This window comes from Flavobacterium sp. B330r (genome assembly GCF_056824325.1).
In genome coordinates this window covers 4,127,061-4,141,018 of the sequence record NZ_CP124860.1, presented here as the reverse complement: position 1 = coordinate 4,141,018, position 13,958 = coordinate 4,127,061, and the positions used below count along the sequence as shown (strand labels likewise).

At 32.8% G+C, this 13,958-nt stretch carries 14 protein-coding genes; 2 read left to right on the top strand and 12 right to left on the bottom strand.

Going from position 1 to position 13,958, the window contains the following annotated elements; all coding sequences use genetic code 11:
• From QLQ95_RS18460 to QLQ95_RS18415, 10 genes are all read right to left on the bottom strand, one after another.
• Positions 1-999: a glycosyltransferase family 2 protein gene (locus tag QLQ95_RS18460; protein ID WP_095927696.1), complete on the bottom strand. Its 999-nt coding sequence runs from the start codon at positions 997-999 to the stop codon at positions 1-3.
• A gap of 126 nt (positions 1,000-1,125) precedes the next feature.
• Complete coding sequence (gene fabV / locus QLQ95_RS18455; protein ID WP_095927697.1) at positions 1,126-2,316, bottom strand: enoyl-ACP reductase FabV; 1,191 nt, start codon at positions 2,314-2,316, stop codon at positions 1,126-1,128.
• A gap of 21 nt (positions 2,317-2,337) precedes the next feature.
• On the bottom strand, positions 2,338-2,859 hold the full coding sequence (locus QLQ95_RS18450) for a tetratricopeptide repeat protein (RefSeq protein WP_095927698.1): 522 nt from the start codon (positions 2,857-2,859) through the stop codon (positions 2,338-2,340).
• A gap of 8 nt (positions 2,860-2,867) precedes the next feature.
• Complete coding sequence (gene recN / locus QLQ95_RS18445; protein WP_482501035.1) at positions 2,868-4,520, bottom strand: DNA repair protein RecN; 1,653 nt, start codon at positions 4,518-4,520, stop codon at positions 2,868-2,870.
• A 58-nt stretch (positions 4,521-4,578) separates the two neighbouring features.
• Positions 4,579-5,463: a type IX secretion system protein PorD gene (gene porD, locus QLQ95_RS18440; protein ID WP_320492636.1), complete on the bottom strand. Its 885-nt coding sequence runs from the start codon at positions 5,461-5,463 to the stop codon at positions 4,579-4,581.
• Positions 5,464-5,532: 69 nt separating this feature from the next.
• Positions 5,533-6,747: a bifunctional phosphopantothenoylcysteine decarboxylase/phosphopantothenate--cysteine ligase CoaBC gene (gene coaBC, locus QLQ95_RS18435; protein ID WP_482501034.1), complete on the bottom strand. Its 1,215-nt coding sequence runs from the start codon at positions 6,745-6,747 to the stop codon at positions 5,533-5,535.
• Between the two features lie 7 nt (positions 6,748-6,754).
• Entirely contained in the window at positions 6,755-7,072 is a 318-nt protein-coding gene (locus QLQ95_RS18430) for a DNA-directed RNA polymerase subunit omega (protein ID WP_008463064.1), read from the bottom strand.
• A gap of 9 nt (positions 7,073-7,081) precedes the next feature.
• On the bottom strand, positions 7,082-7,876 hold the full coding sequence (locus QLQ95_RS18425) for an outer membrane protein assembly factor BamD (protein ID WP_095927702.1): 795 nt from the start codon (positions 7,874-7,876) through the stop codon (positions 7,082-7,084).
• A 141-nt stretch (positions 7,877-8,017) separates the two neighbouring features.
• Positions 8,018-8,899: a 4-hydroxy-tetrahydrodipicolinate synthase gene (dapA, locus tag QLQ95_RS18420; protein WP_320492634.1), complete on the bottom strand. Its 882-nt coding sequence runs from the start codon at positions 8,897-8,899 to the stop codon at positions 8,018-8,020.
• 12 nt (positions 8,900-8,911) lie between these two features.
• Positions 8,912-9,424 (bottom strand): DUF6913 domain-containing protein, encoded by a 513-nt coding sequence (locus QLQ95_RS18415; protein WP_320492633.1) that lies wholly within the window; start codon positions 9,422-9,424, stop codon positions 8,912-8,914.
• A gap of 47 nt (positions 9,425-9,471) precedes the next feature.
• Between QLQ95_RS18415 and QLQ95_RS18410 the strand changes: the two genes are divergently transcribed.
• Entirely contained in the window at positions 9,472-10,251 is a 780-nt protein-coding gene (locus QLQ95_RS18410) for a 5'-nucleotidase C-terminal domain-containing protein (protein WP_250835674.1), read from the top strand.
• A 46-nt stretch (positions 10,252-10,297) separates the two neighbouring features.
• Positions 10,298-11,209 carry a bifunctional metallophosphatase/5'-nucleotidase gene (locus QLQ95_RS18405; protein ID WP_095927706.1) on the top strand — a complete coding sequence of 304 codons (912 nt, stop codon included), beginning with the start codon at positions 10,298-10,300 and terminating at the stop codon, positions 11,207-11,209.
• On the opposite strand, the gene QLQ95_RS18400 is transcribed toward QLQ95_RS18405, so the two are convergent.
• Positions 11,199-11,888, bottom strand: coding sequence for a hypothetical protein (locus tag QLQ95_RS18400; RefSeq protein WP_095927707.1), 690 nt, complete (start codon positions 11,886-11,888; stop codon positions 11,199-11,201). The two genes, QLQ95_RS18405 and QLQ95_RS18400, sit on opposite strands and share 11 nt — an antisense overlap.
• Complete coding sequence (gene ligA, locus QLQ95_RS18395) at positions 11,878-13,881, bottom strand: NAD-dependent DNA ligase LigA (protein WP_095927708.1); 2,004 nt, start codon at positions 13,879-13,881, stop codon at positions 11,878-11,880. Before ligA ends, QLQ95_RS18400 begins: the two co-directional genes overlap by 11 nt.
• Positions 13,882-13,958 lie beyond the last annotated feature (77 nt).

Sequence of the window (13,958 nt, the reverse complement as noted above, 5' to 3'; positions counted from 1 at the left end):
TTATAATTTAAAAAACATACGCGGAAAAGCCTCTTGTGGTTTTTTCTTTAATAAAATTACTTTAATGTAGGATTTTAAAAATCCTGTTCCGTAACCAAAAAACTGTTTCCACACTGCAATTACAGATAGATATCCAATTTTGATACTTTTATTTTGAATACTGGCTGTAAGAAAAATTATAACGAAATATACGAAATATAATTGTAATAAAATATCGATATTGAAAATTAACAATAAAAAAGCTAATAATAATCCGAGTATAAAGAAAGTCGGAAAGAAAAAAGTTAACTTATTATGTTCTGGATACCAGCTATTTAAAATCGGTCGAGCAATCCCAAATTTGTTTACTTGGATCGAAAATTTTTCCCAATCGATTCTTCTTTTATGATACACATAAGCTTCTTTAAAAAGCCTTGTCTCGAAGCCTAAATTCCATAAACGAATTGATAAATCTGGATCTTCACCCGGATGAATGTTTCCAAATCCTTTTGATGCCTCAAAAGCCTTCTTAGAAATCCCCATATTAAAACTGCGTGGCTGAAACTTGTTTATCTTCTCCGAACCACCTCTAATTCCACCTGTCGTCAAGAAAGAAGTCATAGCAAAATTGATGGCTTTTTGAATATCAGAAAAACTATCTAATGCTTTATCTGGCCCTCCAAAACAGTCTACATAATTTGCATCTAATTCTTTACGAACTTCAGTTAAATATTGTGATGGAATAATGCAATCTGAATCAAAAATGATAAAATAATCACCTCTAGCTCTCTGCATCCCAAAATTTCTAGAATCTCCAGGACCAGAGTTTTCTTTAAAATAGTATGATATATTTAATTTTCCTTGATAATTCATCACTACATCCCGACATGGAATAGAAGATCCATCTTCGACAAGAACAATTTCAAAAGCTTCATTATAATCAGATTTTGAGAGACTTTCCAAAAGCTCATCAACTTCATCAGGACGATTATACACGGGTATAATTAAAGAAAAAATCATAGCAGAATGTGCGTTATTAAAGGGTATATTTTTATTGTTTTAAAATTTTAACAAAGATATGGTATATTCACAAAAAAACCATCAACTTTTGGCTGATGGTTTTTCGTTTTACTAAGTAAAAATATATTATTTGATACTTTCAATCTCAACAACTTCGTTAGTGTCTGCGTTGTAATCAACACCAGGAACCTCGAATCCGAATAAATTTAAGAAATCACTTCTGTAACCAGCTAAATCACCAATTTCTGGTAATGTTTCAGTTGTTGCTTCCAACCAAAGTTTAGCCACTTTTTCCTGAACATCTTCACGCATTTCCCAGTCATCAATTCTGATTCTTCCTTTTTCATCAACAGGAACTTCAGAACCATTATACAATCTGTCTTGGAATAAACGTTGAATTTGCTCAATACAACCTTCGTGAATCCCTTCTTCTTTCATGATTTTATACAAAAGAGAAATATACAATGGAATTACTGGAATTGCAGAACTTGCTTGAGTAACTAAAGCTTTATTTACAGAAACATACGCTCTTCCTCCAATAGATTTTAAAGAATCTTCGATAGTAAATGCCGTAGCCTCTAAGTGATCTTTTGCACGACCTATTGTTCCTTTTCTGTAAACCGCTTCAGTTAAAGCTGGCCCGATATAAGAATAAGCAACTGTTGTAGCTCCTTCAGCTAATAAATTTTCAGCTTTCAAAGCATCAATCCACATTGCCCAATCTTCACCTCCCATTACCGCTACAGTATTTTCAATATCTTCCTCATTTGCAGGATTAATAGAAACATCTGAAACTTTTCCTGTGTGAAAATCAACAGTTTTATTCGTAAAAGTTTGTCCTATTGGTTTTAAAACTGAACGATGCGTAACTCCTGTATTTGGATTTGTACGTACTGGAGACGCTAAACTATAAATTATAAGATCTACTTGTCCTAAATCTGCTTTAATCAAATCTAAAGTTTCTCTTTTGATTTCGTTTGAAAACGCATCACCATTGATACTTTTTGCATACAAACCTGCTTTATGAGCTTCTTTTTCGAATGCTGCAGAATTATACCATCCTGGAGAAGCTGTTTTTCCTTCAACTGGTGGTTTTTCAAAAAACACTCCAATTGTTGATGCACCAGAACCAAAAGCACTAGTAATTCTTGAAGCCAATCCGAAACCTGTAGAAGCACCGATTACTAAAACTTTTTTAGCACCAGCGATTTCTCCTTTAGATTTTACGTATTCGATTTGATTTTTTACATTTTGTTCAGCTCCCGTTGGGTGGGCAGTCAAACAAATAAATCCTCTCATTCTAGGTTCTATAATCATCTTGCAATTATTTTTTTTGTATTATTTCAATTTCAGTTTTAATTTTTCAAAAATAGACATTTTATCCTTAACCCTTTTCATATTAGCCTTCATATTGTCAATAAAATTTGGGTTTAATGCATTCCTCTTTGCTTCTTTATAAAAATTAAATGCTTTAGTATATTGGCTTTCATACTCCGCCATTCTCCCTAATTCACTGTTATACGTAGAGTTATCTGCATTTTCTAAATTAGCCAATGTAAAATTAATATGTTCTTTTGCTTCTGCATATCTCCCTATATCAATGAGCAGATAGGTATAATTTAAATATGGAGCTGGATATTTAGAGTCAAACTTCATGGCCAATTTATAATGATAGATCCCTCTTTCGAAGTCACTTAATTTATTATAATAAATCCATCCCAAATGATTGTGAGCTTTACCAAAATCAGGATACTGAGATAAAATTTCTTCCAGCAGCTCTTTTGCATCTGCTGAATTTCCTTCAGAAATTAAAGCGTCTGCCTTAATAAATTGATTTTCGTAAAAACTCAAACTTTCCATTCCTTATTTTAATTCAATAATTCTTTTGCGTGATTTAATGCTGAGTCAGAGATGTTTGCTCCTGATAACATTTGAGCTATTTCTATAATTCGGTCTTCTTGCGATAAAAGTTTCAATTCCGATTGTGTGTCGTCGCCAACTGTAGACTTAGAAACTTTAAAATGAGAATCTCCTTTTGCCGCAATTTGAGGTAAATGCGTAATGGCAAATATCTGCATTGTGGCACTCATTTCTTTCATGATTTCTCCCATTCTGATCGCAATTTCTCCAGAAACTCCTGTATCGATTTCATCAAAAATTAAAGTTGGAAGTTTTGAATATTTCGCTAAAATCGCTTTCACAGCCAACATAATACGAGACATCTCTCCACCTGATGCTACTTTTTTAAGCAAGCCAAAATCGGTTCCTTTATTTGCTGAGAACAAGAATTGTAATTCATCTTTTCCGTTTTGAAAATACGTTTCAGAAGGCTGTAATTCCATATTAAAACGTGCATTAGGCATTCCTAAAGTCTCAAGAATTGAAACCAATTGCGCTGATAGCGTTGGAATTGCATCTAATCTATTTTGATGTATTTTTGATGCGTAAATATCAAGCTGTGTTGCTTTTTCCTCGATAATTTTAGTCAGCGAAGCTATTTCTTCATCCATATTATCAAGTTCAAGCAAAGAATTTCCTAAATCGGACTGAATTTGCAATAATTCGTCTACAGTATTTACCTGATGTTTTTTCTGTAAATTATAAATCGACTGCAATTTTTGGTTGATCAATTCTAATTGTGCAGGATCGTTTAATAATTTTTCTGAGCAATTTTCCAATTCTTTAGAAACATCATCAAACTCTATAGTCAAACTTGTTATTCTTTCAAACAAATTTTGGTATTCTACAGAGAAAGGAGCCACTTTTTGCAAGGCATTTTTCATTTCATTTAAACTATGAAAAACACCAAATTGCTCTTCATTGGCAATTGTCAAAGATTTATCTAGAGATTCTTTAATTATTTCGACGTTATTCAGTTTTTCGTAGTCTGCTTCTAACTCTTCCTGCTCTCCAGATTTCAATTGAGCCGCAACCAGTTCATTCAATAAAAATGTATGATATTCCTGCTCTTTCCCAGCATCACTTTGTTTTTTAAGCAAAGCATTTAACTTCGATTTATCTGACTTATAAGATTTAAGCAACTTCTGATACTCAGCAATTATGTCATTATTGTTTGCAATGGCATCAATAATTTTAAACTGAACATTTTCATCTGACAATTCTTGAGTTTGCTGCTGTGAATGAATATCAATCAAATACAAACTCAAATCTTGCAATTCTTGAAGATTTACCGGACTATCATTTATAAATGCACGAGATTTTCCAGAAGGTAAAATTTCCCTCCTAATGATCGTTTCATCTTCATAATCCAAATCATTAGCTTCAAAAAACTCCTTTAAATTATATTTTCCAATTTCAAATTGTGCCTCAATAACACATTTTTCTTCTTTATTTTTTAATGAAGTCAGATCTGCTCTTTTACCCAAAACAAGACCAATAGCCCCTAAAATAATTGACTTTCCCGCACCTGTCTCACCTGTAATTATAGAAAAACCTTTAGAAAAATCTATAGCTAGTTTTTCGATAAGAGCATAATTTTTAATTGACAGTGATGTAATCATAGGTCGATTTGTAAAATATAAGGTTAAAAAGTAGCGAAGATAAAAATGAAAAACGAGATTAGTATTTAATCTGTGACCATTTTGTAGAATTTAACGGCGAAACTCTATTTAAGACATCGGTTAAATCTGTAATTGTGATACTTGGGCCTCCAGAAAAAATAGAAACAATTTCATCTGATTTTGCATCAAAGAAAACTCGGGTTATAAAAGCATTTGGTTTAACAGAGTTTAATTTACCAATAAGCATTAATGCATTTTTGATTTTTTCCTTAGCAGCTTTTGTATCCAATGTCATTGCATCCAATCCTGTATGATATGCATAAGTAGTCTGACGCAAATCGCTATAGGTTGGAGCAATCATATCATTAATTAAATAGTATCGATTTTGAAGTCCGTCAGATTGGTTCCATCCTTTAAAACCTCCTTGTTGTGCAACATTGGCAATATTTTGCGCGGTTTGAAGATATGGATTTCCTGCTCCCATCTGAAAGGTATCAGCATCCATTCCTAAAATCACATAACAGTAGAAAGATATTACAGAAACCAAGTTTGACTCGTAAGTACTTGGGTTAAACAACAATGGTTCATACTCTGTATATCTAAAATTAAAATCTTTATCGTTGTAATTTAAAACTGGAGAAGAATAGGTTGAATTAAAAATCAATCTCGAAGACTGAACTTGAATGGTTCCCGTGAATTGATCTGAACTGTTAGATGATAAAGTAATATACATTGAACAGTTTATTCTCTCATTTTGTTTTAAAACAGAACCTGTCCAGTCTGTTTTATTCACAAACTCAGCCAAAGAAGTCTGAAGCGTTTTAAAAACCTGATTATTTGGGTTTGTTAATCGTTCTGTATTAATAGTCACTGTACAATTTAACTGCTGAGCTTGTACAAAACCAAAGCTTAAAAATACTAATAGCGTAACTATCTTCTTCATAATCGTCTAGATATTTAATTTTATAACATAAGTTGTTTCCAATTTATGTTTTCGGCGTATATTCTAAATTTATGATTTTGAAAAATGCAGAATAACTTTATTCAAAATATCAGCCGCAACAGATTCTTTTGATTTTAATTCCATAGGTTCGATTTCAAAATTTTTATCAATAAAAGTAACTTTATTGGTCTCTTTTTTAAAACCGGCACCTTTATCTTGTAAGGAATTTAAAACAATCAAATCTAAGTTTTTTTTCTGAATTTTCAGCTTAGCATTTTCAATTTCATTTTCAGTCTCTAATGCAAACCCGATTAAAAACTGATTTTTTTTGATAGCACCCAAAGAAGACAAGATATCTTTTGTTTTCTCTAAATCTATCGAAAATTCTACAGTATTCTTTTTAATCTTTTGATCTGCAACAAATTTAGGTCTGTAATCTGCAACAGCAGCAGCAGCGACTGCCGCATCAACTTCATTAAAATACAAATGACAAGCATCGTACATTTCTTGAGCCGAAACAACATCTACCACTTTTATCAGACTATTTTTTGCTTTTAAATGAGTTGGTCCCGCAATCAAGAACACTTCTGCTCCTAAGTTTGCCGCTTCATTAGCAATATCAAATCCCATTTTTCCTGACGAATGATTCCCTATAAAACGTACAGGGTCTATCGCTTCGTATGTCGGTCCTGCTGTAACTAGTATTTTTTTTCCTTTTAAAGGCAATTTACTTTCTAAATCAGCTTCTAGAAAAGTTACAATATTCTCAGGTTCAGCCATTCGGCCCTCACCTGACAAACCACTTGCCAATTCTCCGCTTTCAGCAGGAATCATAATATTTCCGTACTGTTTTAAAGCTGTAAAACTTGATAAAGTTGAAGGATGTTTGTACATATCCAAGTCCATTGCTGGTGCAAAATAAACTGGACATTTTGCCGATAAGTAGGTTGCAATTAAAAGGTTATCACAATTTCCTGTAGCCATTTTAGACAAAGTATTTGCAGTAGCAGGCGCAATCAACATAAAATCTGCCCAAAGAGCCAATTCTACGTGATTGTTCCAAACTGCCTCTTCATCATCCTGATTAAAGAAACTTGAATGTACTGGATTTTTTGATAATGTAGATAATGTAAGTGGGGTTACAAAATCCTTAGAAGCAGGTGTCATGATCACTTGGACATGTGCACCTGCTTTTATAAAAAGTCGTACTAAAGTGGCTGTTTTATACGCTGCGATTCCACCAGAAACACCCAGTAAAATCTTTTTCCCGTTTAAAACTGACATTGTACTATTATTTGTTTGAACTTCTGTGGTAAGTTTTACCGTCTAACCATTCTTGAACAGCTAAAGCGTGTGGTTTTGGTAATTTTTCGTAAAATTTAGAAACTTCAATTTGTTCTTTATTTTCAAAAACTTCTTCTAGACTATCATTGTAAGTAGCAAACTCTTCTAATTTTTCAGTCAATTCTTTTTTAATCTCTGAATTAATTTGATTTGCTCTTTTAGCCATAATGGTAATTGCCTCATACACATTTCCTGTTGGCTCTTCAATAACTGTTTTATTGTAAGTTATTGTGTTTACAGGAGCATTCGTCTTTTTTAAATCCATGACTTTATTTTATTTAGTAAATTTTTGTAAATCTGTTTCAACTCTGGCATTCATTTCTTCTGCCTCTTTTTTATATTTCGTATCGCTTTTAAACTTCAATAAGTTAGCATAACATGTTTGTGCAACATGTAAACGATCTTCCATTTTTGAAGGAACACTGTTAATTGCCAATTTATATGCAGAATCGTATTTATAGAAAAGCGCATCTTCTTTAAATGGTGTTCCAGGAAAATCAGCAATAAAGTTATCAAAAGCTATTAAAGCCGATTTGTAATCTGATATTGTATTATATCCTTTAGCATTCTCGTAAGCTTTTTTCTCCAATTTACCATTTAGCTTCTGTACCGTCTCATTTGCCTGAGGAATATATTCAGAATTTGGATAATTTTCAATAAAAGTCTGTAATTTCTCTAATGCCTTTACCGTATCTGCTTGATCTAAACTATAAACTGGCGACAACTTAGAATAACTATAAGCTCCTAAAAACGCAGCTTCCTGCACTTTTTCACTTCTTGGATACCCCGAAACAAAAGCTTCAAACTGATAACCAGCTAAATAATATTGTTTTGTTTTATAATATGATTGCGAAAACATGTAAAACAGTTTTTCTGCTTGTGGTTTTCCTCTGTATGAAGTGGCTAGTTGCTCAAAAAGACGAATCGCCTTTGTGTATTTACCAGCATCATACATTTTTGTTGCCACTTCAAATTTTGCTGCAACATCATCATTTTTCAACGCTTTTTGATATTCTCCACAAGAATAAAAAAGAGTTACAACAATTAATAGCGATACTATTTTTTTCATTTTCTTACTGTTATTACAATCTCTCAGACAATTAATTATGCCAAAGTGAAATCGCACCGAAGTTTCGGTGGCAAATTTAGTTATTAATTTAGCTACTGCAAAATAATTTTTTAGTATCTTAAAATACTAACACTTTAACAATTATTTAATGCTGTTTTTCACAAAGTCATTTAGTCTTGTTGCTAGAGATTCATCAACAGAAACTAATGGTAGACGAACAGTATTCTCAGCAATTCCAAGGGCTTGGAAGATTTGTTTGATTCCAGCTGGATTTCCCTGCTCAAAAATCATATCAATACTGTCTGACAAAAAGTAATGTGTTTTGTAAGCGTCAGCCGCTTTTTTATTTAGTCCTAAACGGATCATTTCTGAAAATTCTTTAGGAAAACCTTGTCCAATTACAGAAATAACACCTGCTCCTCCCGCCAAAACGATCGGCAAAGCCAACATATCGTCTCCAGAAATCACTAAGAAATCTTTTGGAGCATTTTTAATAATCTGCATTGCTTGAGCCATATCTCCAGCCGCTTCTTTAATAGCTACAACATTTTTAAAATCGTTAGCCAAACGCACAACTGTCGAAGGAAGCATGTTACTTGCCGTTCTTCCCGGAACATTATATAGGATTACTGGAATTGGAGAAGCTTCAGCAATTGCTTTAAAATGCTGATAAATTCCTTCCTGAGTTGGTTTATTATAATATGGAGAAACCGATAATATCGCTTCAAAAGCAGAAAAATCTCTTGTTTTTAACTCCTCAACAATCTGCATAGTATTATTTCCTCCAACTCCTAAAACTAGAGGCAATCTTCCCTTATTCACATCGATTACAGTCTTTATAACCAACTCTTTCTCATCTGCTGTAAGGGTTGCATTTTCTGCTGTTGTTCCCATCACAACAAGATACTCCACTCCGCCATCTATAGAGAAGTTTACAACTCGCTGTAAAGCCTCAATGTCAACTGAAAAATCTTTTTTAAATGGCGTCACAAGCGCAACACCAGTTCCTATCAATGATTGCATATTATTATTAATTTATTTTATATTTTTTAAATACCTAAACAACTCTGAAACGAATAGTTTATAGCTTCCTAATTCTGTACTAATCATCCAACGATTTAGCCTCTGGTCTACAGCAGAAAATCCGACTTTAAATTTAGCTTTTGACTTACTCGTGATTAACATCAAAATACTATTCTCGACATTATAATAACTCAGCAAAAGATCAAATTCTGAATTTACAAAATCATTCAAGAAACCTTCTGTAATTTCTCCGTTCCAACTGATGTGTTTTTTACCAAAAGTTGGGCGAGGATAGGCTTCTTTTTCCTTAAATTTTCCTTTGTACGCCAGAACTTTTATGTTTTCTAAAGCAATTCCGTGGAGCGTTAACTCCTTTATTAGTGCTTTCGAATATTCAAAATCGCTCTCATCTATCAATAAACCAATCGATTGGACGTTTTTAGTAAATACTTCGCTTTTTTCTTTATTTAAATTATTATTTAATGATTTTTTTACAAAAAATTCCTTTATATAATTCAAAAACATAGTACTTTTACTAGATTACAAAATTAATTATTTAAGTTGCATTTAAAATGGTAAAACTAAAAAAGTATAACGGATTTTTAAAACTTTTTGTTATATTCTTAACACTTTTTTTAATCTCTTCCTGTAGTAAGAATAACTACAATTTAACTAAAATTGAAGGAAAACAACTCCCAGTTACTGAAAAAGCTGCAGAAACTCCTGAAATTGAAAACTTTATTAAGCCTTATCGCGATCACATCAATAAAGATTTGGATAATGTATTGGCTTATTGCCCAGAAACTCTTGACAAAAGCACTGGAAAATGGCAAACTGGCATTGGAAGCTTGATGGCAGATGTTTGCGTACTAAGAGGAAACATTGTTTTTAATGCTCGCGAAAAGAAAGATATCGATTTATGTCTTTTAAATCATGGCGGTATTCGTGCTATCCTTCCAAAAGGAAATGTTACAACAAGATCGGCTTTTGAAATTATGCCTTTCGAAAACAGTTTGGTTGTTCTCGCTTTAAAAGGTGAGCAAATCTCAGAAATTGCTGCTTATATTATTAAGGAGAAAAAACCTCAGCCATTGTCTGGAATGACTTTCACAATTACAAAAGACAATAAGGCAAAAAACATCATGGTGCAAGGTAAACCGCTTGATTTAAACAAAACGTACTATGTTGCTACAAACGATTACTTGGCAAATGGCGGAGACAGCATGACTTTCTTTGCAAAAAGCACTCAAAAGTTTGACTTAAACTACAAGCTTAGAGATGTATTGATTGATTATTTTAAAGAAGTTGACACTGTTGTTGCTCCAAAAAATATCAGAATCACAGAGGAATAAAAAATTATAAAAAACAAGCAAAGCATTTCGGCAAAAAATATATAAAATGAAAAGAAGAGAGTTTATCGAAAAAACAGCAGCGAGTACTGCCCTATTAAGTTTAGGATTGTCTTTGAGCAGTTTTGAAAGTAACGAGATTAAGCATTTAACGATTCTACATACTAATGATGTGCATAGCCACATTGACCCTTTTCCTGCTGATGATCCGCGTAACCCTAACAAAGGTGGTGTTTCTCGTCGTGCAACATTAATTGAAACTATTCGTAAAGAAAATCCGAATGTGCTTTTATTGGATGCTGGTGATATTTTTCAAGGAACGCCATATTTCAATTATTACGGAGGTGAATTAGAATTCAAATTGATGAGTATGATGAAATATGATGCTTCTACAATTGGAAATCACGATTTTGATAATGGTCTTGACGGATTATATGCTCAGCTTCCGCACGCAACTTTTGACTTTATCAACTCTAACTACGATTTTAAAAACACGGTTATGGACGGACATGTGAAACCGTACAAAATCTTTAATAAAAATGGAATTAAGGTTGGTGTTTTTGGTGTCGGAATTGAATTGCAAGGTTTAGTAGACAAAAAACTATACCTTGAAACGGTTTACAATAATCCAGTTGAAGTTGCTCAGGATATGACAAAACTTTTAAAGCAAGAACAAAAATGCGATTTGGTAATTTGTCTTTCGCATTTGGGTTATAAATACAAAGATGATGCAACAAAAATTAGTGATTTGACATTTGCAGAACAAACGCAAGACATTGATTTAATTATTGGAGGACATACGCATACTTTCTTAGACAAACCTACAATTGTAAAGAATAAGGCTGGAAAAGAGGTTCTTGTTAATCAAGTTGGGTGTTACGGAATTAATTTAGGCCGTATCGATTTCTATTTTGATAAAAACAAAGCGCATACAAACCAAAGTGCAACTATTATTGTATAGTCTTTTTTTGAATTCTAGCTTTTTCTAAAAAGTATTCTACCATAAAGAAATAAGCTAGAATTTGAGTTGTATCTCGTATTAAAACTAAAACAATAGAATACGAGAAATATTCATTAAAAATATAAAAAATATCTGAGAAAATGTAACTTATAGCCATGAGCGACATCAGTAGCGCTATATGTGTTCCTTTTGTGATGTAACTTACAAAACAGAAATAGCTCAATATACTCAGAACTATTCCGTACACGGTGTATATTACAATAAATTTTCTCATACTGTCGAGCTGCAGGCTCAAAACAGAGATTAACAAATAGACGATAAAAACAACTACAATAGAAATTGGCAGAATATCGCGTTTGGTTAATCTGATTCTTTCGTGCTGTCGAATAAATATAGTGACGATTAAACTATAAACAACTAGAAAACTGAGTACTCCTCCTAATTCAGAGCTCTCAACATCCATTAAATCATAAACTTGTCCAACAAAACAGAATAAAAAAATCAATCCTTCTGTTTTCCCCATTTGAAACTCACTGCTAATTAAATAATAAATAAAAATAGCAGGGAGAACAATGGCTTTTGCATATGTCGCAAAAACATCTTGTTCTGTCCAATCAAAAATGATGGTACAAAACAAGCCGAAAAAGAACAAAATTAATGATGGTTTATTAGGCTTCATTCAATTTGTTTATAAAGTCTTCTTCTGATAATATAGTGATGTTCAACTTTGTTGCTTTCTCTAGTTTTGCTGGTCCCATATTATCTCCCGCGACTACAAAATCTGTTTTTGCAGAAATTGAGCTTCCTACTTTTCCTCCGTTATCTTCGATAGCCTTCTTTAATTCATCTCTAGAAAATTGACTAAAGACGCCAGAAACTACAAAAGTTTTTCCAACAAATTTATCAGTAGCATTTGGGTTTATTTTTTCTTCAATTTCAAATTGAATTCCATAACTTTTTAATCGTTCAATAATTTTTCTATTTTCTTCATTTTCGAAGAATTCGATAACACTTTTAGCAATTCTTTCTCCAATTTCATCAACCAAAATTAAATCCATTAAAGAAGCCTGTGCTAAAGCATCTATGTTTTTGTAATGTTTGGCTAGTTTTTTAGCCACTGTTTCTCCAACAAAACGAATTCCAAGTGCAAACAATACGCTTTCGAACGGAATTTCTTTTGATCTCTGAACTCCATTTACCAAGTTTTCAGCAGATTTTTGAGCCATTCTTTCCAAGTGCAGAATATCTTCAACTTTCAATTCATACAAATCGGCATAATTGTGCACTAGGTTATTTTTGAAAAGCAGCGCCACCGTTTCTCCTCCAAGTCCTTCAATATCCATTGCTTTTCTAGAAATGTAATGCTGAATTCTTCCAATAATCTGCGGAGGGCATCCGTAAAAATTAGGACAATAATGATTGGCCTCTCCTTCATTTCTCACCAATTCTGTCTCACATTCAGGGCAATGCGTAATATAATGCGTTTTTTCTGAATCTTCTGGTCGTTTCTCTAAATCTACTGCAATGATTTTCGGGATAATTTCTCCTCCTTTTTCAACAAAAACAGTATCATTTATTCTAATATCTAATTTTTCAATTTGATCGGCGTTATGAAGAGAAGCTCTTTTTACAATAGTTCCAGCTAGTTGAACAGGTTCTAGATTGGCAACTGGCGTTATAGCTCCAGTTCTTCCAACTTGATACGAAATTGATTTTAATTTAGTTGAAACTTGTTCTGATTTAAATTTGTAAGCAATTGCCCAACGTGGCGATTTTGCTGTATACCCCAATTCTTCCTGATGCTGAATGCTGTTGACTTTTACAACAACTCCATCTGTTTCATAAGGCAAATTATGACGGTGAACATCCCAATAATCAATGAAGTCAAAAACTTCTTGCATACTATTAACTAGTTTTGCTTCTTTTGGAACTTTAAAGCCCCAGCTTCTGGCTAATTCTAGTCCTTCATATTGTGTTTTAAAAGGCAGATTGTTTCCTGTTACAAAATAAAGCAAGCATTCTAGCGGGCGTTTGGCTACCTCAGCACTGTCTTGTAATTTTAAACTTCCCGAAGCGGTATTTCTTGGGTTTGAATATGGAGTTTCGCCAATTTCTATTAATTCTTGATTCATTTTTTCAAAACCAGCAAACGGAAGAATAATTTCTCCACGAATGTCAAACTTATCAGGATAATTTCCTTTTAAATGCAACGGAACTGATTTTATGGTTTTTATGTTGCTCGTTACCTCATCTCCTTGAAAACCATCTCCACGCGTTAAGGCCTGAACTAATTTTCCGTTTTCGTACGTAATACTTATTGAGGCTCCATCGTATTTTAATTCGCAGGTATATTGCAAGTTTACGTTTCCTAAAACTTTCTGAATGCGGTTTTCCCAATCTAAAAGATCTTCTTTAGAATAAGAATTATCCAAAGAATACATTCTGTATTGATGCGGTATGGTTTTGAAATTTTTGGTTACTGTTCCTCCTACTCGCTGAGTTGGCGAATTTTCGTCAAAAAACTCTGGGTGTTTATTTTCTAAATCCTGAAGCTCTTTTAGCTTAATATCAAAATCATAATCTGAAATTGTAGCATTGTCTAACACATAGTAATTATAGTTGTGTTGATTAAGTTCATTTCGTAATGCTTGAATGGTCTCTTGAATGCTCATAAATAGTAAAATATTGCAGATTATAATAATGTAAAACTGAATATCAAAATTAGAATTTATTTTTGTTCCAATGCAGA